At 68.9% G+C, this 24,101-nt stretch carries 25 protein-coding genes; 8 read left to right on the top strand and 17 right to left on the bottom strand.

Going from position 1 to position 24,101, the window contains the following annotated elements; translation table 11 throughout:
• The first annotated feature begins 452 nt into the window (after positions 1 to 452).
• Both OS889_RS08820 and OS889_RS08815 read left to right on the top strand, forming a co-directional pair.
• Positions 453 to 1,940, top strand: coding sequence for a DHH family phosphoesterase (locus tag OS889_RS08820; RefSeq protein ID WP_372389136.1), 1,488 nt, complete (start codon positions 453 to 455; stop codon positions 1,938 to 1,940).
• 85 nt (positions 1,941 to 2,025) lie between these two features.
• Complete coding sequence (locus OS889_RS08815; protein WP_372389134.1) at positions 2,026 to 2,811, top strand: CBS domain-containing protein; 786 nt, start codon at positions 2,026 to 2,028, stop codon at positions 2,809 to 2,811.
• Positions 2,812 to 2,826: 15 nt separating this feature from the next.
• Here the strand turns inward: OS889_RS08815 and OS889_RS08810 are convergent, their stop codons facing one another.
• The 4 genes from OS889_RS08810 to OS889_RS08795 form a co-directional block, all read right to left on the bottom strand.
• Positions 2,827 to 3,075 carry a DUF7543 family protein gene (locus OS889_RS08810; RefSeq protein WP_372389132.1) on the bottom strand — a complete coding sequence of 83 codons (249 nt, stop codon included), beginning with the start codon at positions 3,073 to 3,075 and terminating at the stop codon, positions 2,827 to 2,829.
• Positions 3,076 to 3,186: 111 nt separating this feature from the next.
• Positions 3,187 to 3,363, bottom strand: a complete 177-nt coding sequence (locus OS889_RS08805) for a hypothetical protein (RefSeq protein ID WP_372389131.1) — start codon at positions 3,361 to 3,363, stop codon at positions 3,187 to 3,189.
• Positions 3,364 to 3,534: 171 nt separating this feature from the next.
• Complete coding sequence (locus OS889_RS08800; protein ID WP_372389129.1) at positions 3,535 to 4,650, bottom strand: phosphotransacetylase family protein; 1,116 nt, start codon at positions 4,648 to 4,650, stop codon at positions 3,535 to 3,537.
• A gap of 6 nt (positions 4,651 to 4,656) precedes the next feature.
• The gene (locus OS889_RS08795) at positions 4,657 to 6,750 is read right to left on the bottom strand and encodes an acetate--CoA ligase family protein (protein WP_372389128.1); all 2,094 of its coding nucleotides are present in this window, start codon (positions 6,748 to 6,750) and stop codon (positions 4,657 to 4,659) included.
• A 207-nt stretch (positions 6,751 to 6,957) separates the two neighbouring features.
• On the opposite strand from OS889_RS08795, the gene OS889_RS08790 reads away from it, so the two are divergent.
• On the top strand, positions 6,958 to 8,001 hold the full coding sequence (locus OS889_RS08790; protein ID WP_372389126.1) for a two-component system sensor histidine kinase NtrB: 1,044 nt from the start codon (positions 6,958 to 6,960) through the stop codon (positions 7,999 to 8,001).
• Positions 8,002 to 8,034: 33 nt separating this feature from the next.
• On the opposite strand, the gene OS889_RS08785 is transcribed toward OS889_RS08790, so the two are convergent.
• A complete protein-coding gene (locus OS889_RS08785) occupies positions 8,035 to 8,499 on the bottom strand; it encodes a YbaK/EbsC family protein (RefSeq protein ID WP_372389124.1) in 465 nt (154 codons plus the stop codon).
• 74 nt (positions 8,500 to 8,573) lie between these two features.
• Entirely contained in the window at positions 8,574 to 8,918 is a 345-nt protein-coding gene (locus OS889_RS08780) for a MazG nucleotide pyrophosphohydrolase domain-containing protein (RefSeq protein WP_372389123.1), read from the bottom strand.
• 154 nt (positions 8,919 to 9,072) lie between these two features.
• Between OS889_RS08780 and OS889_RS08775 the strand changes: the two genes are divergently transcribed.
• Complete coding sequence (locus tag OS889_RS08775; RefSeq protein ID WP_372389121.1) at positions 9,073 to 9,918, top strand: ZIP family metal transporter; 846 nt, start codon at positions 9,073 to 9,075, stop codon at positions 9,916 to 9,918.
• Between the two features lie 18 nt (positions 9,919 to 9,936).
• Here OS889_RS08775 and OS889_RS08770 read toward each other — a convergent pair whose 3' ends face one another.
• The 7 genes from OS889_RS08770 to OS889_RS08740 all read right to left on the bottom strand — a co-directional run bounded on the left by OS889_RS08770 (position 9,937) and on the right by OS889_RS08740 (position 17,559).
• A complete protein-coding gene (locus OS889_RS08770) occupies positions 9,937 to 10,221 on the bottom strand; it encodes a DUF7545 family protein (protein ID WP_372389119.1) in 285 nt (94 codons plus the stop codon).
• A 156-nt stretch (positions 10,222 to 10,377) separates the two neighbouring features.
• Positions 10,378 to 11,985, bottom strand: coding sequence for a BCCT family transporter (locus OS889_RS08765; RefSeq protein WP_372389118.1), 1,608 nt, complete (start codon positions 11,983 to 11,985; stop codon positions 10,378 to 10,380).
• Between the two features lie 152 nt (positions 11,986 to 12,137).
• Positions 12,138 to 13,562, bottom strand: coding sequence for an MATE family efflux transporter (locus OS889_RS08760; protein WP_372389116.1), 1,425 nt, complete (start codon positions 13,560 to 13,562; stop codon positions 12,138 to 12,140).
• A gap of 67 nt (positions 13,563 to 13,629) precedes the next feature.
• Positions 13,630 to 14,034, bottom strand: a complete 405-nt coding sequence (locus OS889_RS08755) for a hypothetical protein (protein WP_372389115.1) — start codon at positions 14,032 to 14,034, stop codon at positions 13,630 to 13,632.
• Between the two features lie 115 nt (positions 14,035 to 14,149).
• On the bottom strand, positions 14,150 to 14,518 hold the full coding sequence (locus tag OS889_RS08750; RefSeq protein ID WP_372389113.1) for a VOC family protein: 369 nt from the start codon (positions 14,516 to 14,518) through the stop codon (positions 14,150 to 14,152).
• A 96-nt stretch (positions 14,519 to 14,614) separates the two neighbouring features.
• A complete protein-coding gene (locus OS889_RS08745; protein ID WP_372389111.1) occupies positions 14,615 to 15,682 on the bottom strand; it encodes an NAD(P)/FAD-dependent oxidoreductase in 1,068 nt (355 codons plus the stop codon).
• A gap of 113 nt (positions 15,683 to 15,795) precedes the next feature.
• Positions 15,796 to 17,559 carry a histidine kinase N-terminal 7TM domain-containing protein gene (locus tag OS889_RS08740; protein WP_372389110.1) on the bottom strand — a complete coding sequence of 588 codons (1,764 nt, stop codon included), beginning with the start codon at positions 17,557 to 17,559 and terminating at the stop codon, positions 15,796 to 15,798.
• Between the two features lie 116 nt (positions 17,560 to 17,675).
• Here OS889_RS08740 and OS889_RS08735 point away from each other — a divergent pair, with 116 nt between their 5' ends.
• A complete protein-coding gene (locus tag OS889_RS08735) occupies positions 17,676 to 17,963 on the top strand; it encodes a DUF357 domain-containing protein (RefSeq protein ID WP_372389108.1) in 288 nt (95 codons plus the stop codon).
• 21 nt (positions 17,964 to 17,984) lie between these two features.
• Here the strand turns inward: OS889_RS08735 and cysS are convergent, their stop codons facing one another.
• Entirely contained in the window at positions 17,985 to 19,472 is a 1,488-nt protein-coding gene (cysS, locus tag OS889_RS08730) for a cysteine--tRNA ligase (RefSeq protein ID WP_372389106.1), read from the bottom strand.
• Between the two features lie 134 nt (positions 19,473 to 19,606).
• Here cysS and OS889_RS08725 point away from each other — a divergent pair, with 134 nt between their 5' ends.
• Positions 19,607 to 20,584: an L-lactate dehydrogenase gene (locus OS889_RS08725; RefSeq protein ID WP_372389104.1), complete on the top strand. Its 978-nt coding sequence runs from the start codon at positions 19,607 to 19,609 to the stop codon at positions 20,582 to 20,584.
• 73 nt (positions 20,585 to 20,657) lie between these two features.
• Here the strand turns inward: OS889_RS08725 and OS889_RS08720 are convergent, their stop codons facing one another.
• The gene (locus tag OS889_RS08720) at positions 20,658 to 21,191 is read right to left on the bottom strand and encodes a DUF7523 family protein (protein ID WP_372389103.1); all 534 of its coding nucleotides are present in this window, start codon (positions 21,189 to 21,191) and stop codon (positions 20,658 to 20,660) included.
• Positions 21,192 to 21,324: 133 nt separating this feature from the next.
• On the opposite strand from OS889_RS08720, the gene OS889_RS08715 reads away from it, so the two are divergent.
• Positions 21,325 to 22,224, top strand: coding sequence for a CbiX/SirB N-terminal domain-containing protein (locus OS889_RS08715; protein WP_372389101.1), 900 nt, complete (start codon positions 21,325 to 21,327; stop codon positions 22,222 to 22,224).
• Positions 22,217 to 23,365 (top strand): DR2241 family protein, encoded by a 1,149-nt coding sequence (locus OS889_RS08710; protein ID WP_372389099.1) that lies wholly within the window; start codon positions 22,217 to 22,219, stop codon positions 23,363 to 23,365. Before OS889_RS08715 ends, OS889_RS08710 begins: the two co-directional genes overlap by 8 nt.
• A 33-nt stretch (positions 23,366 to 23,398) precedes the next feature.
• Here OS889_RS08710 and OS889_RS08705 read toward each other — a convergent pair whose 3' ends face one another.
• Together OS889_RS08705 and OS889_RS08700 are read right to left on the bottom strand one after the other, a co-directional pair.
• Entirely contained in the window at positions 23,399 to 23,629 is a 231-nt protein-coding gene (locus tag OS889_RS08705; RefSeq protein ID WP_372389097.1) for a DUF7508 domain-containing protein, read from the bottom strand.
• Between the two features lie 2 nt (positions 23,630 to 23,631).
• Entirely contained in the window at positions 23,632 to 24,099 is a 468-nt protein-coding gene (locus OS889_RS08700) for a DUF5796 family protein (RefSeq protein ID WP_372389095.1), read from the bottom strand.
• Positions 24,100 to 24,101: the final 2 nt, after the last annotated feature.

Genomic DNA, 24,101 nt, shown 5'->3' with positions numbered 1-24,101 from the left:
ACCCTCTTCACCAGAACGGGATTTGGGATATTTCACTGTATCATTACTGGAAAGATACGTGTACGTCTCGCTGGAGAACGTCTGTTCGATTTCGATCGGCTCAGCGTCTCCACGAACTGGTGGAGACTCTCCAGAGGCTTTTGTAGCCGTGCTAGAAGCATCATAACGAACCGCTGTGCATCCCACAAGTGCTGTCGAGCCCAGAGTAGCACCGACATTGAGGAGCTGACGTCGTTTGAGGAGAGGCATACGGAGTAGTCCCCGCGAAATATGTAAATGCTTTGTCGAAACTGGGTCCGCGAGCGGAGCGAGCGGTTCACCGACGACGCCGCCGAAGGCGGCGAGTCGGACGTTTTTTGGTCCAGCTTTTTGCAACGAGCGGTGCGCCGGAGGCGCACCCGAGTCAGCAAAAAGGTGGGGTGTTTTTAGCGCCCGCGTCCGGACGTCCGCGTATGCAACGGCGGCTGGTCCTCGGGTGCGGATCGATCGCACGCGAGACCGTCGAGCGCCTCGCCTCCTGGCCCGGGGAGTTGACGATCGTCGCTGGCGAGAACGAGACAGTCCCGGACGGCATCGGGAGCGGTGTGTCAGTCGAGCACACCAGTATCGACGACGACGCGCTGCCGCCGCGAGCAGACCTCGTCTACGTCGCCAGCGACGACGACGCGGCGAACGCCGCAGCGGCCGAGCGGGCGCGGGCGGCGTATCCCGACGCGCAGATCGTCGGCCTGGCGAGCACGTCGGCGGATCCGACCACGCGAGACCGCCTCGATTCGGCCGCCGACCGCGTCGTCGACGTCCGGGAGACGCTCGTCGACCGCGTTCAGGAGCTGGCGGTCGGCCCCGGCGCCGAACAACTGCAACGCCTGTTCGCGACGCTGCGTCGGATCGACGGCCGGCTGGCGGTCGTGATGCACGACAACCCCGACCCCGACGCCATCGCGAGCGCGCTCGCGGTGGCGCGGATCGCCGCCACGCTCGATGTCCCCGCCGACGCGTGCTACTTCGGCGACATCTCCCACCAGGAGAACCGCGCGCTCGTGAACCTCCTCGGATTGGATCTCGTCGAACTGGAATCCGGCTCGGAACTCGATGAGTACGCCGGCGTCGCGCTCGTCGACCACTCCCGCCCCGGCGTCAACGACGGCCTCCCCGAGGACACGACCGTCGACGTCGTCGTCGATCACCATCCGCCGCGGGCCCCCGTCGAGGCGCACTTCATCGACCTCAGACGCGATATCGGTGCGACGAGTACCCTCGTGACGGACTACCTCCGACGGGCGGGGATCGACCCCGACGAGTCGCTGGCGACCGCGCTCCTCTTCGGGATCCGGGTCGACACCAACGACTTCTCGCGGGAGGTCTCGCCGGCCGACTTCGGCGCGGCCGCGTGGCTCCTCTCGCACGCGGACCTCTCGCTTTTGGACCGCGTCGAGTCGCCGAGTATGACCTCTGCGGTGCTGGAGACGCTGGCTCGCGCGATCCGCAACCGCGACGTCCGCGGCGACGCCCTCGCGTCGAACGTCGGCGCGATCTCCGACCGGGACGCCCTCGCGCAGGCGGCCGATCGCCTGCTGAACATGGAGGGAATCCGGATCGCCGTCATCTACGGCTTCAAGGACGGCACCGTCTACGTCTCGGGCCGCGCCCGCGGGACCGACGTCGACCTCGGCGAGACGCTCCGGGACGCGTTCGACGCCATCGGCAGCGCGGGCGGGCACGCGGATATGGCCGGCGCGCAGGTCCCGCTCGGGATCCTCGCCGAGAGCGACGAGGACTCGGCGGCGGATCTCGAACGGATCGTCACCGACGTGATCGCGAGTCGCCTGTTCGAGACCCTGGACGACGCGACGACGCTCCTGGGGATCGGCGAGGGCGACGCCGGCTGGTCCGCGGAGTATCCCTTCGGCGCGTGGGATCGGGACGAGGACCCGGAGTGAGCCGACGCCCGTTCGGCCGCGCTGTTCACTGTTATTTTCTCCACGGTCGGGACGCTTTTGCACGGGCGCCGCGTATCGGCTCACGATGAGCGGGAGACCGCAGGTAAAGGAGTACATGACGCGCGAGGTACAGACGGTCTCGCCGTCGGACACCGTCGCCGACGTCGCCCGTCGGATCAAGGAGACGGAGGGGCACAACGGGTTTCCCGTCTCGGAGGGGCGGAAAGTCGAGGGCTTTGTCACCGCCAGGGACCTGCTCTTGGTCGGCGACGAGGACCCCATCTTCACGGTGATGACAGAGGACATCATCGTCGCCGACCCGGAGATGGATATGATCGACGCCGCGCGCGTGATGTTGCGCTCTGGGATCCAGAAGCTGCCCGTCGTCGACGACGCCGACAACCTCGTCGGGATCATCTCGAACACGGACGTCGTCCGCTCGCAGATCGAGCGCGCCACCCCCGAGAAGGTCGGCAAGCTGATGCGGACCCTCGAACAGATCCACGAGATCACGGTCCACCAGGAGTCGCGGACGGTCAGGCTCGACGACCTCACGCCGACGCAGGCCCGCGTCTACGCCGACGAACTCGAAGGCCGCCAGTACGAGCTCGAACGCGGGCTCGCGGAGCCGCTCGTCGTCATCGACAATGGCGGCGACCTGCTGCTGGCCGACGGACACCACCGGGTGATGGCCGCCTACCAACTGGGGATCGAGGAGATGGACGCCTCGGTCATCGTCCTCGACGAGAAGGTCGAACTCGGGATGCAACGCACCGCCGACAAGGAGGGCCTCTCGTCGATCAGCGACATCGAGATCGCCGACTACGGCAGACATCCGCTGATCGAGACCACCCAGCGCCTCCAGGAGTAGCGACCGACGTTCCCGTCAGTCCCGCGAGCCGGCATCCGCGTCGGGCTCGGCTTCCGCTTTCCACGTCTCGACGAGCGCTTCGGCTCTTTCCTCGTCGTCGACGCGTTCCCGGCGGTAGGCGCTTCCTTCCGGGGCCTGATAGAGCCGATCGAGCCGGACCACCCAGTCACCGTCGGGGCGACGTCGCCGCCGGATCGTCACGTACCCGTCCGTGCGCGTCCACTCGACGAACCCCGCCTCCTCGCGCGTGCGCGACCAGTCCATAGTCACTCCTCGCGGGTCGCGGGCCTGTATCTTCCGGGTCGGTAGACGAAAGCGTCAGTCCGACTCACAGATCGATCGTGGGTCTACTGCGGACCGGCGCCAGACGGGATCTCAGTCCGCCAGCCCGCGCTCGATCGTCTCGACGGCTTCGAGACGCGCGAGCGGTCCGGTGCGCGCACCGCACTCCGGACACTCGGGGTAGCCCAGATCGTCGTACTGGACCGCATCGGCCGGGATTTCAGCGTCGCAGGCGGCACACTCGAAGTACGTCGGCCAGTCAAAGTCCATACCCCAGTGTCTGACGCTACGGTATTAGTTAATGACCTGTTACGCGGCGTCGGCATCGGGGTTCTGACCGACGTGAGAGGGCAGTTTTGGCGGCGTAGGCGCCGCTGTCTATCGATTCACTCTCGATGGTACAGAAGCTGCGAACGGAGCGAGATTCGAGCCCGTCGACGGCTACGCGCCCGCGTCGTCTCCAGCGTCGCCCTCCGTGTCGGGTTCGTCCCCGGTTCCGCCGATGAGCGACTCGACGTCCGCGTGGTCGTTGAGGAGTTCGCTCATCCGATCGATCGTCTCGGCGTCGCGGGCGCGGCCGGTGTTGACGACTGCCTCCGCGCGGTCCACGACCGAAAGCGTGTCGCCGGTGACGAGCATCACGGGCACGCCCTTCTCCTCGGCCTTGCCGAGCACGGCGGGCGTCGGGCGGTGGCCGCCGGTGAGGATGATCGCGTTGACGCCCGGGGCTTCGAGCGCGGCGGTGACGATCTCCGAGCGGTCGCCGCCGGTGATGACCGCGGCGTTCTTCGTCCGGCGGAAGTACCGCAGCGCGGCGTCGCCGCCCATCGCGCCCACGAGGAACCGCTCGACGTAGGCGTCGCGGTCGCCGGAGACGAGGTCGTCGGCGCCGAGTTCCGCCGCCAGCGCGTCGACGGTCACGCCCGCCAGTTCCCGCTCGCGGGAGACGACGCCGACGACGGGGATGCCCCGGCCTTCGAGGAACGGGACGCCCTCCTGTTCGAGTTCGTCGAAGGCGGCGTCGGCCACGCGGTTGAACAGCACGCCCGCGAGTCGGTCGCCGAAGGCGTCCGCGGCCGCGAGGACGTCGTCGAGGTCGCCGGCCTGCTCGTACTCCGCGACGAGCAGGACCTCGGCGTCGAGCCGGTCGGCGACCTCGGGGTCGGTCAGGTCGACGATGCCGCCCGTGGTCCAGCTTCCGCCGCCCTCGACGAGCATCAGGTCGGTGTCGGCGGCCAGCTCCGCGAAGCGCTCTGCGACGATGGCGCCGAGTTCGTCGGGGTCTTCCTGTCCCCGGATCGCGCCGTCGATGAACGTCGGCGAGTAGACGATCGGCTCCATCTGGTGCATCTCGCTATCGAGTCCCAGGAGCTCCCGCGCGAGCATCGGGTCCTCGTCGAGGGTCTTGCCGACGTTCGACTGGAGCCGGGTCCCCTTCGGCTTCATATAGCCGACGCGCTTCTCGCGCGCCTGTGCCAGGCGGCCGAGCGCGAGGGTGATTGCGGTCTTGCCGGTGCTTTCTGCGGTCGAGGTGACGAGTAGGGTGTGTTCGTGCATCGGTGATCAGAGCTCCTCGGGGTCGACGGTGAGCCGCACGTCGACGGCCTTCACGACGTCGGGGGTGGCGACGAGGGGGTTGATGTCCAGTTCCAAGATCGCGGGGAAGTCGGTGACGAGCTGTGAGAGCCGCTGGATCGTCTCGGCGACGCCCGCGACGTCGACGGGGTCGCGGCCGCGCGCACCCCGGAGGAGCGGCGCGGCGTCGATCTCTTCGGTCATCGTCTCGGCCTCGGCCTCGGAGACGGGCGCGACGCGGAAGGTCGTGTCTTCGAGCGTCTCGACGAAGATGCCGCCGAGGCCGAAGAGCAGGAGCGGGCCGAACTGCGGGTCGCGGTTCATCCCGACGATCGTCTCGACGCCGTCGTCGAGGTCGACCATCTCCTGGACCTGAACGCCGATGATCGTCGCGTCGGGCTGGTAGTTCCGCGCGCGCGAGACCAGGTCCTCGTAGGCGTCGTAGACTTCCTCGTGGGGGACGCCGACCTTGACGCCGCCGATGTCGGACTTGTGGAGGATGTCCGGGCTGACGATCTTCATCACGACGTCGCCGTCGATCCCCTCGGCGACCTCCAGCGCGTCGGCGGGGGCGTCGACGATGTCGCCTTCGGGTGTTTCGATACCGTAGGCGTCGAGCAGGTCCATCGCTTCGACGCCGAGGCGGGTGTCGGCGCGGTCCTCCACGGAGGAGAGGATCTCGCGGGCGCGCTCGCGGTCGACGTCGAAGGCCGTCGGCTCGTCGTACTCCCGCTCGGAGATGTCGCGGAAGCGCGAGAGCGCATCGAGACCGTCGACCGCGCGGGCGGGATCGAAGTAGTTCGGGATCCCGGCCTCCGCGAGCGGCGCCTCGGCCGCCTCGACCCGCGCGCCGCCCATAAAGCAGGCCGCGACGGGCTTTTCGTGTTCTTCTTGGAGCGCGACCGTGTCGCGGGCCAACTGCTCGTAGTCGAGGACGGCCGTCGGACACGCGAGGACGATCACGCTCCCGACGTTCTCGTCGCCGAGCGCGACGTCGACGGCGTCGCGGAAGCGCTCGTTGTCGGCGTCGCCGACGACGTCGACGGGGTTGTAGACGTTGCCGCCGGCGGGGAGCGCCTCGCGGAAGGCCTCCAAGGTCTCGTCGGTGAAGGAGGCCATCGAGAGCCGCGAGTCGCCGATGGCGTCTGTCGTCATCACGCCCGGGCCGCCCGCGTTCGTGATCACGGCGACGCCGTCGCGCTCGGGGACGGGCTGGCTCTCCAGGACGCGCGCGGCGTCGAACAGCTCCTGGACCGTCTCGGCGCGGATGACGCCCGCCTGTTCGAGGCCCGCCTCGTAGGCCTCGTCGGAGCCCGCGATGGTCCCGGTGTGACTGGAGGCCGCCTGGGCGCCGGCGTCGGTCCGGCCGGACTTCACGAGCACGATCGGGGTGTCCTGGGTCACCTCGCGGGCCGAGCGGATGAACCGCTGGCCGTCGTCGATGCCTTCGAGGTAGCCGATGATGACGTCGGTGTCGGGGTCTGTGCCCCACGCGTCCACGAAGTCCGACTCGTCGAGGACGGCCTTGTTGCCAAGCGAGACGACGTCTTTGAAGCCGATGCCCTGTTCGTTCGCCCAGTCCAGCACCGCGGTGATGAACGCCCCCGACTGGCTCATAAACGACATCCGGCCCGCGGCGGCGTCCTCGGGGCCGAACGTGGCGTTCATCCCGACCGGCGTCGACATAATCCCGAGGCTGTTGGGGCCGACCAGATTCAGGTCGTAGGCCTCAGCGACGTCTTTCAGTTCGCGTTCGCGCGCCGCGCCCTCGCTGCCGGTCTCGCCGAAGCCGGCGGTGATGACGACGACGTTCCCGATCCCCGCCTCGCCGGCCTCGCGGACCGACTCGACGGCGACGTCGGGCGGGACCACGATCACGGCGAGATCGGCGTCGGTCTCGCCCACGCCGTCGCGCGCGGGCCGGTCGAAGACCGACTCGCGCTTGGGGTTCACGGGGACGACCTCGCCGACGAACGAATCGAGGAGATTCTCCATAATCGCCCGTCCGACGGAGCCGTCGCGGTCCGTCGCGCCGACCACGGCGATGCGCTCGGGCGCGAACAACTCGGATAACTCTCCCATCGTCCGGATCTACTCGGCGGCTCCGCTTAAATCCCGCCACCGACTACTCGATTCCGAGTTTACTGCTGGTCGGTATATATCCCAGCCGGCGTATCTCAACGACTACCCCGCCGTCCGTCGATCTCGACGCGGATATCTGTTTTTTCGGAGACGTCAGATTGGGTGTAGATACTAACCTTTTACGTACTGCGTTCCTGTACAGGAGCTATGGCCCGTGGCGAGGGGGACATCGACCTCGAAGTCGTCTCCCGCAATCAGATGGAGCCGACGATCGCCATCGACGCCGACGGGACTATCGCGTTCGCCAATCAGCGCTTCTGCGACATCGGCGAGTTCAGCGAATCGGAAGTCGTGGGCGACGACTACGCGCGGTTCGGCGAGATCATCGAATCCGGATTCGAGGAGCTCCGGGCGGCCGTCGAGGCGGTCCTCGCCGGCGACGCCGAGGAAGAGCGCGTCGAGCTGTCGATGCACCACCCCGAGGGCGCGCCCGTGCCGCGCCGGCTCCCCTCCGAGGCCCGCGTGACGCCGGTCTACGACGACGGGGCCCGGATCGGCGCGATCGTCTCCCTCCGCCGCATCGGCAAGCGGAAGGCGTACGAACGACAATTAGAGCGGCAGAACGACCGCTTGGAGGAGTTCGCGGGCGTCGTCGCCCACGACCTCCGGAACCCCTTGAACATCGTCGAGGGAAACCTCGAAATCGCGCGCGAGGACTGCGACTCGCCGCACCTCGATGCGATCGGAGACGCCGTCGACCGGATGTGGACCATCGTCGAGGAGACCCTCGAACTCGCAAAGCAGGGCCGCCACGTCGGCGAGACGGAGCCGGTGATCCTCTCGGAGCTCGTCGGCCAGTGCTGGACGATCGTTGACACACACGAGGCGGCCTTGGAGACCGAGGGCGACGCCACGATACTGGCCGACCCGGACCGGCTCCGCAGCCTCTTCGAGAACCTCTTTCGCAACGCCATCGACCACGGGACCGACGCCGACAGGGCCGACCTGACCGTCCGCGTGGGCGTCCTTGACGACGGCTTCTACCTCGAAGACGACGGGCCGGGGATCCCGGCCGACAAGCGCGAGAAGGTGTTCGACCTCGGCTTCTCGACGGCCGCCGACGGCACCGGCTACGGGCTGGCGATCGTGCGCTGGATCGCCGAGGCCCACGGGTGGGACGTCCAGGCGGTCGAGAGCGAGGTCGGATCGGGCGCCCGGTTCGAGTTCAAAGGCGTCGAGTTCGCGCCCTGAGTGGGCCGTGAATGGCGTCGTCGGGTTCGGGCGTCAGACCTCGACGACCGTCGCCCCGGCGAGCGCCTCCAGATCGGACGGCGCGATCGGGAAGACGGCCGTCGGCGCGCCCGCGGCCGCCCAGACCGTGTCGTAGGCGAGGAGGGACTCGTCGAGGTAGACGGGGAGGTCCGCGTCGTGACACAGCGGCGGGACGCCGCCGATCGACCAGCCGACGACCTCCCGGATCGTCTCGGGGTCGGCCATCGACGCCGCCGACGCGCCGAGCCTGGAAGCGAGCCTCGATTCGTCAACGCGGTTGGCGCCGCTCGTCACCACGACGACGAGGTCGCCGTCGGCGTCGAACACCAGGCTACTGGCGATCTGGCCGACGTCGCACCCGACTGCGGCAGCGGCGTCTTCGGCGGTCTTCGTCCCCTCGGGGAAGGTCTCGACCTCGACGTCGAGCCCGTGGCGGTCGCGGACCCGCTCGCGGAAGGCGACTGCGCGGTCGTGCATACGCTGACGTCGAGATCGACTCGCAAGAGCGCTTCGACCCGCGGCCGATCGCGGGGCGGTCCCCGCCGGGACGGTCACGCGCCGGGATCCGACTCCGAGCCGGACTCGTCTCCCGATCCGGAGCCGGGCGCTCCCGTCTCGTCGATCCGCGCCTCGTACTTCGCCAGCGACTCGTCCAGGGCGGCCTCGGCGTCGACGTCGAGTTCGTCCGCGAGCGCCAGCAGGGCGAAGAGCGCGTCCCCGAGTTCGTCGCGGTTCACCGACAGCGACTCGGGATCGGCGCCGTAGTCGCTCGAAGCTGTCGCGTCGGCGGCCAGTTCGCCGACCTCGGCGGTCAGATCGAGCAGTCGGTACGCCGGGTGCGCGTGGAGGTCCGCCGCCGCGAGGAAGTCGGCGACGCGTCGCTGAGCGTCGTCCATCGTGGGAGCGCTCGGGGCGGACCGACGAAAGTGTTCTGATTTCGATACGATAGCGCGTGCGGTTTCGGCGCGTCGAAACCGGCGAGCGTTTTAGGCGGGCCAAAAAAGATCAGAAATATGAAATATTTATGCCTGTCGGCGGCGTACTTTCGGTATGGTCGAGTTGGGCGCGTTCGCGTTCGTCTTCGTCGCGGGCTTCGTCACGGCCCTCGCCACGGGTCTGGGCGCGGTCCCCTTCTTCTTCGTCTCGGAGGTGAGCGACCGCTGGAACGTCGCCCTGTGGGGGATCGCCTCGGGGATTATGGTCTCGGCGTCGGTGTTCGGCCTCGTGCTGGAGGCCCTGGGCGCGTACGTCAGCGTGTCGCTGTCGGGCCTCGCCGTCGACCCGATTCCCGACCGCGTGCTGTTCCTCCTGGGGGCCGGTCTCCTCGCCGGCGTCGCGCTGGTCTACGTCGCCCACGACGTCATCGAGGCCGCGGAGGTCGACCCGCGGCAGTATGAGGAGGCCGACTTCAAGAAGCTGGTGCTCATCCTCGGCGTCCTGACGGTCCACTCGTTCCCCGAGGGCGTCGCCGTCGGCGTCTCCTTCGCCGACCTGGGGCTGGCGGGCGGGACTCATCTCTTCGGCTTCGTCGTCCCGCTGCTTGCGATCTTCATGACGATCGCCATCTCGATCCACAACGTTCCCGAGGGCCTCGCCATCTCGATTCCGCTCCGCTCGATGGGCGTCGCCGACTGGAAGCTCGTCTGGTGGTCCGTGTTCTCCAGCCTGCCGCAGCCCATCGGCGCGGTGCTCGCGTTCTACTTCGTCCGCGTCGCCCGGGAGTTCCTGCCGGCGGGCTTCGGCTTCGCCGCGGGCGCGATGATCTACCTCGTGCTCACGGAGTTCATTCCGGAGGCGCTCGAAGCCGGCGCCGGACTGCCGGGCGGCGGTCGGCGCGAACTGTCCGCGGGCGTCGCCGCGGGCGTGCTCGCGATGATTCCACTGTTGTTCGTCTGACCGCAGAGAAGACGGTACTCAGTGACTGTGGCCCATCGCCTCGTCGAGCGAGACGCCGAAGCGCTTCTCGAAGAGCTCTTCCATCTTCCCGTTGAGCGCCTCCAGGTCGGCGGGCGTCTCGCCCTGGCTGTGGTGGACCACGGCGTGGGCCTGCTGGGCGAACGACTGCACGAGGAGGTCTCCGACGACGGCCGTCGTCGACTCGCCCTGCTCTGTGAAGACGTCGGCGAGCCCCGCCGGCAGTTCGATCTCCTCAGTGTCGCCGTTCGGTGCTTCGATGGTGTAGGTCTCGGTGTCGACCATAGCCTACCTGGGGCGGCTCCACATAAGGGTCTGTGGGAATCGGGCGGGAGGAACGCGGACGCGAGCCCACCGCAGGCGCCCTGACCGAACGTACCGTCCCGGTCGTAAGTCGTCACGTACCGACCGCGCGATATCTGACGACCGATCAGCCCGACATCAGTCGTCGTCGGTGGTCGTCGCCGACACCCGCGCGGGATCGTTCGACTCCCCGGTCGCCGAGTCCGGATCCGACGAGAGCAGCGGCGAGACGGTCTGGAACTCCCAGGCCATCCCTCCGATGGCGACGACCGAGATGAGCGCGAAGGGGAAGCCGGTGATGATGGCGGACGAGCGGAGGGCGTCGATGCCGCCGCCGACGATGAGCAGCGACGCGAGGCCGCCCATCAGCCCACCCCAGATGATCCGGTTGATCGTCGAGGGGTGCTGTTTGCCGCCGGTGGTGAGCATCCCGAGCGCCAGCGTCGAGGAGTCCGCCGACGTCACGAAGAACGTCACGACCAGGAGCATGAACACCGCCGCCAGGCCCTCGCCGAACGGGAGCGCCCCGAACAGCGGGAACCCCGAGACGGAGACGCCGTACTGGTCGACCATCTCCAGCATCGGCGCGATGTCGTTCCGCTCGAAGAAGATGGCGCTGCCACCCATCGTGAGGAACCACGGGATCGTCGAGGCCGTCGCGCCGATCAGCGCCGTCGCGACGACCTGTCGGATGGTCCGGCCCTTCGAGATGCGGGCGACGAACAGGCCGCCGAAGGGCGCCCACGAGAACACCCACGCCCAGTAGAAGACCGTCCAGTTACCGACCCACTCGCCGGTCCCCGTGGCGTTGGTGTAGAGGCTCATCGTGAGGAACTCCCCGAAGTAGCCCCCGACGGCCTGGAGCCCCGTGTTCATAATGTAGTTCGTCGGCCCCAGGAGGAACGTCACGACGGCCAGGCCGGCGAAGACGGCCATATTGAACAGCGAGATGCGCGCGATGCCCTTCTTCACGCCGAGGGCCACCGAGGCGGTGAAGGCGACGGTCAGGCCGGTGATCACGAGCACCGTCCCCGCGTCGCCGAGGGAGACGCCCGCGGTGTACTCCAGGCCGGTGAGGAACTGTCGGCCGACGAACCCCAGCGTCGTCGCGATGCCGCCGATGGTGGCGAACACCGCGAGCACGTCGATCGTCTTCGCCCAGAAGCCGTCGAGGTTGTCGACGCCGACGAACGGCGCGATGAGCGTCGAGACGCGCATCGGCGCGTCCTTGCGGAACGCGTAGTAGGCGATCGGCAGCGCGACGATCAGGTACGGCACCCAGTAGGAGATGCCCCAGTGGAAGAGCGTGTACTGGATCGCCCCGACCGCCGCCGCCGAGGTCCCGGGCTCGGCGCCGATCAGCGGCGGCACGCTCTCGTAGTGAGCCAGTGCCTCCGCCGGTCCCCAGAAGACGATGCCGGCGGCGATGCCCGCCGAGAACATCATCGAGAAGAACGACAGCAGACTGAACTCCGGGTCGTCGTCGGGCCTGCCGAGTTTGATGTCGCCCCAGCGACCGAACATCAGCCAGAGGCTGAACGTCACCATCAGGAACATCGTCCCGACGTACACCCACATAAACTCCGTCCAGAGGTACTCGTTTATCTGCCCCATCCGAGCCGCGGAGGCGTCCGGATTCAGGAAGAAGACGAGTATAGCAACGAGCGATACCGAGAACCCGACACCGAACACCACGGAATCGAGTTCATCTACGAACCGTTTCAGGCTCTTTGTTCCCGTACGCATACACTACCAGTCTCATCGTAAGCCATTGTCAAATCCCAGATTTTATAGATAACATATTGAAGTGCCGGCCGCGGGCTCGCCGTCGAGTTCGCGATCGACGAAGGAGCCCGCCCGCGGCCGCACCGCGCTCCGATACCGATACCGATACCCGATCAGTCGCTCGGATCCGGCCGGTACCCCCGGCTGACGACCTTCCAGCGGTTCGTGCGGAACCGCCAGAGGTTCACCGCCATCGGGACCGCCTTTTCGGCCAGGAGCGCGACGAGCAGGCCGCCGATGCCGAGCGCCGGGACGACCGTGCCGAGCCACGCCGCGGGCAGCGCGACCAGGTACAGGCCGGCGAGCGCCGAGACGAACGGCACGCGGGTGTCGCCCGCGCCGCGGAGCGCGCCCGTGACCGAGCCGTCGATGCCGAGCGCGATCACGCTGACGGCCGCGACGCGGACGAACAGCGCCGACAGCGCCCGATGGGCGGGCTCGTCGACGAAGATGCCGGCGATCGGGTCCGCGAAGACGACGACCGCGGCGGCGGCGACGACGTAGACCAGAAGCGAGAGGCGGATGATCCCCCAGCCGTACGCCTCGGCTTCGCCCTCCTCGCCCGCGCCCAACTCCTGGCCGACGAGCGTCGAGGCCGCGATCGAAAAGCCCCAGGTGAAGCTCCCGAGGAGCGACCGCACCTGGCGGCCGACGCCGATGGCCGCGACCGCGACGGGCCCGAACGTCGCCGCGATCGCCAGGAGGGGAAAGACGACGAGCCCCTGGGCGGCCCGCCGGGCCACGAGCGGCGTCGAGACCTCGGCGATCTGCTTGAGGAGGTCGCGGTCGAAGAGCGGCCGCGAGAGCGTGAGCGGAACGGGGCTGGCGCCGCGCCCGCGGACGTACGAGCGGCCGGTCATCCCCCACGCGAAGACGACCGTCACGAGCGCCGTCGCCAGCGCGGTGCCGAGCGCCGCGCCCGCGACGCCCATATCCAGTCCGAGGACGAACGTCGCCGACAGCGCGATGTTGGCGACGGCGCCGCCGGCCCGGATCGCCATCGGGGTGACGGTGTCGCCGACGCCCGCGTAGGTCCGGCTGGCGATCAGGTTCAGGTACTCGAAGAACAGCCCGGGGGCGACGACCGCGAGGTAGGTCGCGCCGTAGCCGATACTGGCCGCGTCGCCGCCGAGCAGCGCGACGAGCGGCTCTGCGGCGAGCCCGAAGAACGCCACCACCGGAATCCCGACGAGCACCGAGAGGAGGACGCTCATCCGGACGACGGCGGTCGCGCGGGCCTCGTCGCCGCCGCCGTAGTTCTGGGAGACGAGCGAGACGGTCCCGCCCGCGAGGCCGATCGCGAGGAACTTCGCGACCATCCAGAAGGCGTTGGCGAGCGTCAGCCCGGCGACGGCCGTCGGCCCGAGCACCAGGCCGACGAGCGCGAGGTCGACCGTCCGCTTGGACATAATCGCGAAGCCGGTGACGACCCGCGGCCACGCCAGGTCGACGGTCGCGTGGAAGTGCGGCTCCTGGATGACGCCCGCGTCGGCCAGCGTGCGGGCCAGCGTCGATCCGAAACGGCGGGAGCGAGACACATCGGAGACAAACACGTCCCGCGGCTAAGGGGTTCCGTTCTCCGGCGTCCGCTGCCGTCTCCGGCGATCAGACGTCGAGCTTCCGTTCGGCCTCGGCGCGCGAGCTCGCGGTCTTGCCGGTGTAGCCGGCCTGCCGCGAGCGCCGCTGGAACGCGTTCTCCGTGACGGCGCTCGTCTCGTCTGCGACCACCCGGACGACGTCGCCGACGCCCATCCGCTTGAGCTCGACCTGGGCCTCCTTGATCGGCTCTGCCGCGTCGGGCGACGGCGGCGTGAACGTCGAGATGTCGTTGATGATGCCGAAGCCGTCGTCGAGCCGTTCGGCCGCGGCGACCGTCTCCTCGGCGGCGACCTGCATCTCGTCGGCGGTGAGGGAGCCGCTGAACCGAAGGTAGAGTACGTTATCCTCGCTATCAGTTTCGATTTCGTATCTGGCGCCGTCGTGTTCGCCGGATTCCGTGATCTGAGTCATCGTATCTCCGGCTGTCAGGGCTCAGTTAACTATCTACTGGCCGTCGCGGTACAGAATGACACGCTCTGTTCGCCACTCGTTTTCTCTGTTGATAATCCAAATCGGGGCTGTACGCTCACAGGCCCTCGATGAATTCGAGGGTGTGACCGTCCGGGTCCGCGACGAACGCGAACGCGGAATCGGCCTCCGCGACGTGGGTCGGCGCGGTCACGATCGACCCGCCGGCTTCGACCGCCGCGTCGACGGTCGCATCGAGGTCCTCGACGGCGAAGGAGACGTGATCGACGGCGGTGCGGTCCGGCGCGATCTCGCGCTCGCGGTCGGGGTCGTGCTTGAGTTGGAGCGACTCCTCGCCGTCGCCGACGTAGACGTTCTCGACGCCGTCCCTCGCGTAGGACAAGCCCGCCTCCATCCCGAGCGCCTCGTAGAACGCCAGGGAGCGATCGAGGTCAGAGACCCACAGCGCCGCGTGTACAAGTCGCATAGCGGCCACAGCGGGGGACGGCCATTCAGCGTGACGGTCGACCGGCCCGTGTCACGAACCGCACGGAGCGCGGCCGGGAAGGCCCGAAAAGGTGAATCAGTCGTCGCTCTCGGCGGCCGCGACCTCGCCGCCCGCCTCCGCCTTCGCCCCTCGTTCCAGCTCTTCGAGGTAGTCGTCAGCGTCGAGGGCGGCCTTGACGCCCATCCCGCCGGCCGTGGCGGCCTGCTGGTAGTGGTAGTCGACGACGTCGCCCGCGCCGAAGATGCCGGGGACGTCGGTGGCGGTCTGGCCGCCGCCCTCGCCGCCCTTCGCCTTGAGGTAGCCGTCGTCGTCGAGTTCGACGCCCGTGCCTTCGAGGTAGCCCGTGTTCGGCGTGTGGCCGATGGCGTAGAACACCGCCCCGACGTCGAAGTCGAACTCCTCGGTCTCGGGGTCGTCGAGCTTCTCCTTGGGGTGGCCCTCGGGGTGCTCGACGAGGGTGACGTGGTCGACGCCCTCCTCGCGGCTCCCGTGGATCTCGGTCAGCTCGGTGTTCCGCATGATCTCGATCTCGCCCTCGTCGACCTTCTCTTCGACGCGCTCGATCCAGTAGTCCTCGGCGCGGAACTCCTCGCGGCGGTGGACGAGATAGACGGTCGAGGCGAACTTGGTGAGGAAGTTCGCCTCTTCCATCGCGGCGTCGCCGCCGCCGACGACGAGGATCTTCTCGTCGCGGAAGAACGCGCCGTCGCAGGTCGCACACGTCGAGAGGCCGTAGCCCATCAGTTCGTCCTCGCCGGGGACGCCGAGCGTCCGCGCGGAGGCGCCCGAGGCGGCGATGACCGCATCGGCCGTGTAGACGTCACCGTTTTCGAGTTCGACGGTGAACGGCCGCTCGTCGGCCTCGACGTTCGCGATGATGCCGTTCTTGATCTCGGCGCCGAAGCGCTGGGCCTGCTCTTTCATGTTCTGGACGAGCTCCGGCCCCGAGATGCCCTCCGGGAAGCCCGGATAGTTGTCGACCTCGGTCGTGAGCGTGAGCTGGCCGCCCGGCTCGTCGCCCTCGAAGACGAGGGGGTCGTTGTTCGAGCGCCCGGCGTAGATCGCCGCCGAGAGACCGGCGATGCCGGACCCGGCCACGATCAGCGGTCGGTGTTCGACGACGTCGTCGGCGTCTGCTGTCATATCCGTCCGTTCGGGAGAAGGACCCTTTTAGGTTCCGCTGTCGTGCGCGAGGCTCGCCACACTAATTGTCTGATGTGTGCAATACTGTCTCACAGCGCCATCTCCCAGTATCGCTACCGGGATCCGTCCGCCGATTCTACCGGCGGGAGTTCGATCACGACGACGTTGCCGCCGTCGTACTCGAACCGCAGTTCGCCCTGGAGCGCGGTGACGCACCACTTCACGATCCAGAGGCCGATGCCGCTGCCGTGTTGGAGGTCGGTCTCGTCGCCACTCCGAATCGGGGCGAGTTCGGACGCGTCGATCTCCGGATTGTCGTCGCTGACCGCGATGCGGATTCCGCCGCGTTCGGGGTCGGTTCCTCCCTCAGGGCCGCTTTCGATCTCGCGCTCATTCCCGCTCCCGGCCTGGTCGGAGACGCGGATCCTCACCGTCGGCTCGTCGACGGCGTGGACGATCGCGTTGTCCACGAGATTCGAGAGGGCGAGCGACAGCAGGTCGGGATCGACGCGGACGCTGGACGGCGACTCCTCGGCCCCGACGTCGACCTCGACGTCGACTTCGGCCTCCGGGTGGGCCTCCCGGGCCTCGTGGACCACGGACGCGACGAGCGACGCGAGGTCCGTCTCGACCCACCGCGGTTCCCGGTCGGCGACGCGGGAAAAGTCGCGCGCCTTCTCGGAGATGGACCGCAGCCGTTCGCCGGCCTTCCGGATCGTGCCGGCCTGGGACCCGAGATCGGAGTCCGTCGCGGCCGACTCGATGAGCTGGGCCCGCCCCAGGATGACCGTCAGTTCGTTGCGGAGGTTGTGCCGCAGGATGCGGTTGAGGACGTCGAGCTGCTGATTCTGTCGCCGTTCGGTCGAGATGTCGTACAGGACCACGAGCCCCCCGACCTCGGTGTCGGCCGAGTCGGTCAGCGGGGTGTAGGAGACGGAGAACACCCGGCCGCCCTCCCGGTCGACCTCGATCTCGCCCGCCTCCAGGAGCGTCGCGAGGTCGACCCCGACGAGGCGGTCGAGCGCGATCGGCTGTCGGGGCGCCATCTCGGCGTCGAACAGCGACTCGGCGCGGTCGTTGCGCTTTACCACCCGCCCGTCCGCGTCGACGACGAACAGCGGATTGTCGAGGTCGTCGAGCGCGCTCCGGGCGGCGGCCCGCTGGGTCGTCGGGTTCGTCTCGAACATGTGGGTGCCGACGAAGGCGTACGCGTCGAAGAGCACGTGCGGGACCAGCATCGCCACGCCGAGGTTGAGTTCGGGCCAGGGACCGACGCCGGCGAGCCACACGACGAACGCCGCGGCGGGCGGGAGCGTGCTCACCGCGACGGCGATCGCCTCGCGGCGGTACAGCGGCCCGTACGCGACGATCGTCTCGACCAACAGCAACACGGCCACGGCGGCGGCGGCGAGCGCGATCGCCGCGACGGCGAACCCGAGCGGCTGGATCTCGTAGCGCACCGTCGCGAGCCCGAACAGCGGCGTAATCCGGAACTCCTGCCACAGCAGTCCGTGCAGCGGATGGGTGAGCGCCAGGAGGCTGCCGACGGTCGGGACGGCGAACAGGGTCCGGAAGCGCCGCGAGCGGAACAGGTCCCGGCGGCCCGTGTAGCTCAGGGCGAACCCCAGGAACAGCGGTCCGAGCCACGCCAGCCCGACCCACACGACGGCCTCGGCGTGCGCGCGGAGCGCCGGGTCGAACACGAGGAGGCCGAGCCCGTAGGCGAAGGCGATGAGGGCCTGCACGCCCAGCGTGGCGATGAACCACGTGGCGCTGACCGCCTCGCGGTACTGCCGCAGATACCACATCAGGCCGAGCGTGCCGGCGCCCGCCGCGAACGCCGAGACGACGACGGCACCACCGAGTAGATCAACCAAACCGTCCACAACAAGCACCAACACCATCATAAACGTTCGTTCTGTTTGCGAGCGTTCGAACCGGAGCCGGGTCGCCGTCGTGAGGCATACGTACTCGGGCGTCGGAGCCTACCGGTATGCCCGCGGACTTGGACGAGAAGACGGACCGCTACGAGGAGATGTTCGCCGACGCGCTCGCGGCGGCCGAGGTCGCCGTCCCCGAGTCGACGCCGCTCGGCGAGGCCGCCGGAGAGGTGCGGGAGATGGCGCTGTCGTATCTCGAAGACGGGCGACACTTCCGCGAGAACGACGATCCGGTGAACGCGCTGGCGGCCTTCTCCTACGGCTACGGCTGGCTCGACGCCGGCGTCCGGCTGGGGCTGTTCGAGATCCCGGACGACTCACACCTGTTCACGATGGCGTAGGCCGCGGCGGCGACTCCGGGGCTACTCGAAGCGGTACGTCGGTCCGTCGTCGCTGTCCTGGACCTCGACGCCGAGCGCGGTGAGTTCGTCGCGGAGTTCGTCCGCGCGCTCGTAGTTTCCGGCCTCGCGCTCGGCCTCGCGGACGTCGAGAACGAGCTCGACCAGCTCCTCGGCGAGCGTGACGGTGCCCTCGCCGTCGCCCGACTCGCCGAGCGAGAGCCCGAACACGTCGCCGCCGAGGTCCTCGAAGGCCTCCGTCGCCTCCCGGAGCGCCCAGAAGTCGTACGCCTCGCGCTCGTCGACGTGGCGGTTCACCGCCGTCGCGAGTTCGAGCAGCGCGGCCATCGCCTCGCGGACGTTGAAGTCGTCGTTCATCGCCGCGCGGAAGTCCTCGCGGGTCGACGCCACGGCGTCGCGGAACGACTCGTCTTCGACTTTCGCGTAGGCGTCGGTGCTGTCGGCGGCCGCGACGGCGGTCTCGTAGGCGCGTTCGAGCCGCTCCCAGCGCTCTTCGGCCTCGTTCATCTCGGCCTCGCCGAAGGTCTGTTCGCCGCGGTAGCCGGTCGAGCAGTAGAACGTCCGGACGACGTCGACGCCGTACCGGTCGAGGGCGTCGTCGACGGTGAGGAAGTTCCCCAAGCTGGAGGACATCTTGTCGCCGGCGGTCTGGAGCAGGCCGACGTGGAGCCAGTAGCGCGCGAACTGCTGGCCCGTCGCGGCCTCGCTCTGGGCGACCTCGTTCTCGTGGTGCGGGAAGACCAGGTCGCGGCCGCCGACGTGGATGTCGATGGTGTCGTCCAGATGCGTCATCGACATCGCCGAGCACTCGATGTGCCAGCCGGGCCGCCCCTCGCCCCACGGCGACTCCCAGGTCTCGCCGCGGGCCTCCTCGATCGGGTCGAGGTCGGGATCGCGGTGCTCGGCGACGTCGTCGGGGTCGACGGCGCCGGCCTTCCAGAGGGCGAAGTCCGCGGGGTGGTGCTTCTCGGAGCGCTCGTCCTCGGGGCCCTGGGTCTCGATCTCGTCGAGCCGCTGATTCGAGAGCTTGCCGTACTCCTCGAAGGCGGTCACGTCGAAGTAGACCGAGCCGTTCGACTCGTAGGCGTAGCCCTTCTCGACGAGCGTCTCCACGAGGTCGATGATCTCGGGGACGTGCTCGGAGACGCGGGGATAGACCTCCGCCCGCTTGAGGTTCAGCCCGCGCATGTCGCGGATGACGTGGGAGGTGAAGTGCTCTGCGACCTCGGGCTCGCTCTCCCCGTACTCCTCGCCGATCCGCGCGACGATCTTCTCGTTGACGTCGGTGAAGTTCTCGACGTGCCGGACGTCGTAGCCCTCGTGTTCCAGCCAGCGGTGCATCACGTCCGCGTGCGCCCACAGCCGGGCGTGGCCCAGGTGCGCGTCGTCCGAGACCGTCAGCCCGCAGACGTACAGCAGGACCTCGTCGTCGTTCCGCGGCTCGAACTCCTCGCGCTCGCCCGTCAGGGTGTTGGTCACGGACAGCGTCATTAGCGGTTCTTACTGCAGACGCGTTTTTCAAGCCGTCGGAACGCGCGACGCGGCACCCTATGGGCGCTCGCTCTGTGGACCCGCGCTGCGCTGACGCCACAAAAGATTACTCGACACGGAAATAATATCTTTCTATGCCAGGGAGCCGTGGAACCGGAACGGTCGCCGTCGTCGGCGGGGCGGGCGCGGTCGGATCAAGCACGGCCTTCGCGCTGATGGACAGCGGCCTCGTCGGCGAGATCGTCCTCGTCGACGTCGACGAGGAGCGCGCCGAGGGCGAGGCGATGGACCTCGACCACGGCGCGTTCTTCACCTCCCCCGTACGGGTCCGGACCGGCGACTACGAGGACTGCTGGGACGCCGACGTCGTGGTCGTCACCGCGGGCGCGAGCCAGGAGGCCGGCGAGTCGCGACTGGAGCTGTTGGAGCGCAACGCGGAGATCTTCGCGGACCTGATCCCGAAAGTGACCGCCGAGATGGACGACGACGCCGTCGTCCTCGTGGTGACGAATCCCGTCGACGTGCTCTCGCAGGTGGCCTGGGCGGTCTCGGACCTCCCGGCCGATCGCGTGATCGGGTCGGGGACCGTCCTCGACACCGCGCGGTTCCGCCACGCGCTGAGCCGCGAGTTCGACATCGCGCCGGGGAACGTCCACGCCTATGTGATCGGCGAGCACGGCGACAGCGAGGTGCTGGTCTGGAGTTCGGCGAACCTCGGCGGCGTCCCGCTGGAGACGTACTGCGACCTCCGCGGCGTCGACGACGTGGCCGACCTCAGAGCCCGCGTCGAGACGGAGGTCCGGAACGCGGCCTACGAGATCATCGAGCGCAAGGGCCGGACCAACTACGGCGTCGCGCGCTCGGTGACGGCGACCGTAGAGCGGATCCTCGGCGACGACGACGCCATCCTCACCGTCTCGACGCTCGTCGACGGCCAGCACGGCCTCGACGGCGTGTACGTGAGCCTCCCGTGCGTCGTCAACCGCGGCGGCGTCCGCGAGGTCCTGGAGTTCGATCTCTCCGAAGACGAGCGACAGGCCCTCGACGAGTCGGCCGGGGTCGTCCGCGAGTCGGTCGAAAAGCTGGATCTCGACGTCGATCTCGACGGGTGAGGCCTGCGGCCCGCTCCGCCGGAGGTGTGGTTCTGCCGGGAGTACGGCCCGCTCCGCTGGGGGTGCGACCGCGCTACGCCGGCACCGACTCCAGCGCGGACTCGACGTGCCGGAGCGCGTTCGCGCCGTCGCTCCGCGGGACGACCACCACGAGCGTCCCGCCCGCGAGCCCCGCGGCGTCGACGACGACGTTCTCCGCCCGGAGCCGGTCGACGACGGCCGAAAGCGCCGCGGCGTCGACGTCGCCCTCGGCGAGGATCGCCGTCAGGCTCCCGTCGGTCGTGACGATCGCCTCCTCGCCGACCGCGAGCAGGACGTCGGCGTCGTCGGTTTCGGCGCCCGAGTCGGCGGCGCTCTCGCCGGTGAGCACGTCGACGCCCGCGAGGCCGACGCCGCTCCGCATCCGGATCGTGGCCTCGCGGCTCCCCGCGTCCAGCGGATCGAGGTCCTCTGCGAACCGTCGGAGCGCGGTCGCGATCGAGTCCGTGTCGCCGTCGACGTCCAGAGTCTCCGCGGCGGCGGCGTAGTTCACCGCGCCCGCGCGGAGCGCCCGGAGGAGCCACGGGCGGGCGCGCACGGCGGCCCGCGTCTCGGCGGCCAGTGACATATCCCGTTGCTCGGCGGTCGGGGCCAAAAGTCTCGGGGATCCTTTTCGCGAGCGCGAGGTCCGCCTTCGGAAATCGAAACATTCGTTCGCGGAACCCGAAGTCACTAAGGGCGTTCCGCTCTCAGTTCTCCCTATGCAAGCGCTGGTCATCGTCGCGCACGGGTCGCACCTCAACCCCGACTCGTCGGCGCCGACACACCACCACGCGGACACCATCCGCGAGACGGGCGCGTTCGACGAGGTGAAGACGGGCTTCTGGAAGGAGGAACCCTCTCTCAGGGAGGTCCTCCGGACCGTGGAGTCCGACGAGGTGTACGTCGTCCCGCTTTTCATCAGCGAGGGGTACTTCACCGAGCAGGTGATCCCGCGGGAGCTCCGGCTGTCGGGCTGGGACGTCTCCGAGTGGGACTCCGACGGCCTCAGCGCCGACACCGCCACGCTGACCGCCGCGGACACCGGCCAGACCGTCCACTACTGCGGCCCGGTCGGGACCCACGAGGCGATGACGGACGTCCTGGTCCGCCGCGCCGAGACGGTGACCGGCGACCCCGACGTCGGCGAGGGGTTCGGCCTCGCGGTCGTCGGCCACGGCACCGAGCGCAACGAGAACTCCGCGAAGGCGATCGAGTACCACGCCGAGCGCGTCCGCGAGATGGACCGCTTCGACGAGGTGCAGGCGCTCTACATGGACGAGGAGCCGGAGGTCGACGACGTGACGGAGTACTTCGAGAGCGAGGACGTCGTCGTCGTGCCGCTTTTCATCGCCGACGGCTTCCACACCCAGGAGGACATCCCCGAGGATATGGGGCTCACAGACGACTACCGGACGGGCTACGACGTGCCCGCGGAGGTCGACGGCCACCGGATCTGGTACGCCGGCGCGGTCGGGACCGAGGGCCTGATGGCCGACGTGATCCTCGAACGCGCCGCCGACGCCGGCGCCGACATCGAGGAGGCCATCGCGACCGTGCGCGAGGCGACCCGCGAGGCCGAGGCCGAGACAGACACCGAGACGCAGGCGGCGGGTGACTGACGTGCGGGACGAACAGCTCGACGCGCTCCTCGATGCGATCGAGAGCGACGGCGCGGTCGCCCTCGACGGACTCCAGGCCGAGGCGACGGACGACGGCTACGCGCTCGCGATCGAAGACGCGAACGGCGACGACGAAGTCCGCCACGACGGCCTCTCGGAGTCGGAGTTCCGCGAGCTCGCTCGCTCCGAAGGCGTCGCACCGTACGTGACGAACTGGCACTACTGGGCGGTCGCGGTCGGCGACCGCGGCCGCCACCGGCGCGCGTTCCTCCGCCGCGCGGAGGCCGCCCACGAACATCCCGTCCCCGAGCGGTACGACGCGCTCCGCGACGGAATGGAGACCGAGTGGGGCGAGGTCGTCGTCACCGCGACGCTCGGCGAGGACGGCCACCGCGCCTACGAGATCCGCCACGCCGACGACCTGGGGCGCGACCGCGACGAACTCGACGTCCACGAGGACCCCCTCGACGCGCGGGAGATCGCCACCTACGACGACCGAGGTCGTTACCGCCCGCTCAAGAGCGCGCCCTCGCTCGTGTCGGGGTGGGTCTTCCCCGAACTGGACGGCCGCGACGCCGTGGAGACGCTCGACATCCTCTATCCCGCGTCGATCCCCAACTGGAACCTCGAACGCGAGGGCGAACTCGACGTCACCCACTGGCGCGAGACCGCCGAGCGCCAGACCGGCATCTACGACGTCATCGAGGAGCTCCCCCGGGAGGGCGTCGAGTGGATCGCCGAGGCCTGCTGTGTCGACTCCCAGTGTCTGAAGCGCCGCCAGTGGCAGTACGAGGCGGGCGACGAGCTGGCGGCCGACGGGGGCGCGGGCGCGGTCCCCTGCCGGGAGCCGTGTTCCCTCGTCGTCGCCGCCGCGCGCAAGTGGACGAAACTCGAAGAGGAAGAGTCCAGAACGTACGAGTTCGAACTCACTCCCTCGGAGAAAGAGCAGGTCGAAGCGATCATCGACGCCGTCGCGGACGGCCGCGTCGACGAGATCCGCGAGGCCGACATCTACGAGGGCGCGAACCGCTACCGGGCGCGGTACCTCCGCGCGAAGCGCTTCGACGGCGAGAATCTCTCGGGGACGCCGACCCACCCCGAGGGCCACGAAGACGAAGACGGGGACGGCCACGACCACTGAGCCGCGCCCCGTTCGCCGTCTTTCCCTCTCCCGCTACCGCTCGTCCAGCAACCGCTCGGCGTGGTCCTTCGACTGCGCGCGCTCCCAGCGCACCTGTTCGGCGTCGCCGTAGGCCAGTTCCTCGCGGAGCAGATCCGGGAGAAAGCCCGCCTCCGCCCGGACGACGTTTCCTTCCGCGTCGCCGAACTCGACGAGCCCGTAGGCGTCGGGGGCGCTCCCGACCGTGCTCCTGTCCAGCGAGTTCCAGGCCTTTCTGAGCGCCATCGTCAGGCCTCGTTCGCGTCGGCGTCGGTATCGTCTACTGCGTCCTCCGCGACGAACTCGTAGGAGGACTCGCTCCAGTCGTCCTCGACGAACACGAACACGCGACCGCGGGCGACCGCGGGATCGGCCTCGATCTCGTTTCGCATCCCGCCGAGGCGGCGGACGGTGACCCCCGGGAAGATCTCCTCTTCTTCGCCCTCGTCGAGGATGACCCGGCCGACGCCGGTCGAGTCGAGGACGTCGTCGTGGGTCTTGAGGTCGTTCACGTAGAGCATCACGCCTTCGGTCTCGGTCGGGTCGGTGACGAGGACGTGCGTCTCCTTCTTCGGGGGCGTGGTGAGGGTGTCGGTGACGGGCTCTGGGACGCCCCGGTACAGCGTCGTGCGGCCGTCGGTGTACTCTACCTCGACGCCGTGGTCGAGGAGGTCGACGCCGACGGTGTCCGGCGGGACGTCGTTGCGGGCGCTCATAC

Source organism: Halobellus sp. MBLA0158 (genome assembly GCF_041477585.1).
Classification (GTDB): domain Archaea; phylum Halobacteriota; class Halobacteria; order Halobacteriales; family Haloferacaceae; genus Haloquadratum; species Haloquadratum rubicundus.
This window is presented reverse-complemented; position numbering and strand designations above follow the sequence as displayed.

What these genes read in the sequence shown, in the direction of transcription:
- OS889_RS08720 (WP_372389103.1), bottom strand. Translation starts at nt 21,191, where the DNA reads ATGTCACTGGCCGCCGAGACGCGGGCCGCCGTGCGCGCCCGCCCGTGG.
- OS889_RS08755 (WP_372389115.1), bottom strand. Translation starts at nt 14,034, where the DNA reads ATGACTCAGATCACGGAATCCGGCGAACACGACGGCGCCAGATACGAA.
- OS889_RS08800 (WP_372389129.1), bottom strand. Translation starts at nt 4,650, where the DNA reads ATGCACGAACACACCCTACTCGTCACCTCGACCGCAGAAAGCACCGGC.
- cysS (WP_372389106.1), bottom strand. Translation starts at nt 19,472, where the DNA reads ATGACGCTGTCCGTGACCAACACCCTGACGGGCGAGCGCGAGGAGTTC.
- OS889_RS08735 (WP_372389108.1), top strand. Translation starts at nt 17,676, where the DNA reads ATGCCCGCGGACTTGGACGAGAAGACGGACCGCTACGAGGAGATGTTC.
- OS889_RS08805 (WP_372389131.1), bottom strand. Translation starts at nt 3,363, where the DNA reads ATGGACTTTGACTGGCCGACGTACTTCGAGTGTGCCGCCTGCGACGCT.
- OS889_RS08810 (WP_372389132.1), bottom strand. Translation starts at nt 3,075, where the DNA reads ATGGACTGGTCGCGCACGCGCGAGGAGGCGGGGTTCGTCGAGTGGACG.
- OS889_RS08750 (WP_372389113.1), bottom strand. Translation starts at nt 14,518, where the DNA reads ATGCGACTTGTACACGCGGCGCTGTGGGTCTCTGACCTCGATCGCTCC.
- OS889_RS08790 (WP_372389126.1), top strand. Translation starts at nt 6,958, where the DNA reads ATGGCCCGTGGCGAGGGGGACATCGACCTCGAAGTCGTCTCCCGCAAT.
- OS889_RS08785 (WP_372389124.1), bottom strand. Translation starts at nt 8,499, where the DNA reads ATGCACGACCGCGCAGTCGCCTTCCGCGAGCGGGTCCGCGACCGCCAC.
- OS889_RS08820 (WP_372389136.1), top strand. Translation starts at nt 453, where the DNA reads ATGCAACGGCGGCTGGTCCTCGGGTGCGGATCGATCGCACGCGAGACC.
- OS889_RS08705 (WP_372389097.1), bottom strand. Translation starts at nt 23,629, where the DNA reads ATGGCGCTCAGAAAGGCCTGGAACTCGCTGGACAGGAGCACGGTCGGG.
- OS889_RS08765 (WP_372389118.1), bottom strand. Translation starts at nt 11,985, where the DNA reads ATGCGTACGGGAACAAAGAGCCTGAAACGGTTCGTAGATGAACTCGAT.
- OS889_RS08770 (WP_372389119.1), bottom strand. Translation starts at nt 10,221, where the DNA reads ATGGTCGACACCGAGACCTACACCATCGAAGCACCGAACGGCGACACT.
- OS889_RS08815 (WP_372389134.1), top strand. Translation starts at nt 2,026, where the DNA reads ATGAGCGGGAGACCGCAGGTAAAGGAGTACATGACGCGCGAGGTACAG.
- OS889_RS08725 (WP_372389104.1), top strand. Translation starts at nt 19,607, where the DNA reads ATGCCAGGGAGCCGTGGAACCGGAACGGTCGCCGTCGTCGGCGGGGCG.
- OS889_RS08780 (WP_372389123.1), bottom strand. Translation starts at nt 8,918, where the DNA reads ATGGACGACGCTCAGCGACGCGTCGCCGACTTCCTCGCGGCGGCGGAC.
- OS889_RS08795 (WP_372389128.1), bottom strand. Translation starts at nt 6,750, where the DNA reads ATGGGAGAGTTATCCGAGTTGTTCGCGCCCGAGCGCATCGCCGTGGTC.
- OS889_RS08775 (WP_372389121.1), top strand. Translation starts at nt 9,073, where the DNA reads ATGGTCGAGTTGGGCGCGTTCGCGTTCGTCTTCGTCGCGGGCTTCGTC.
- OS889_RS08715 (WP_372389101.1), top strand. Translation starts at nt 21,325, where the DNA reads ATGCAAGCGCTGGTCATCGTCGCGCACGGGTCGCACCTCAACCCCGAC.
- OS889_RS08700 (WP_372389095.1), bottom strand. Translation starts at nt 24,099, where the DNA reads ATGAGCGCCCGCAACGACGTCCCGCCGGACACCGTCGGCGTCGACCTC.
- OS889_RS08745 (WP_372389111.1), bottom strand. Translation starts at nt 15,682, where the DNA reads ATGACAGCAGACGCCGACGACGTCGTCGAACACCGACCGCTGATCGTG.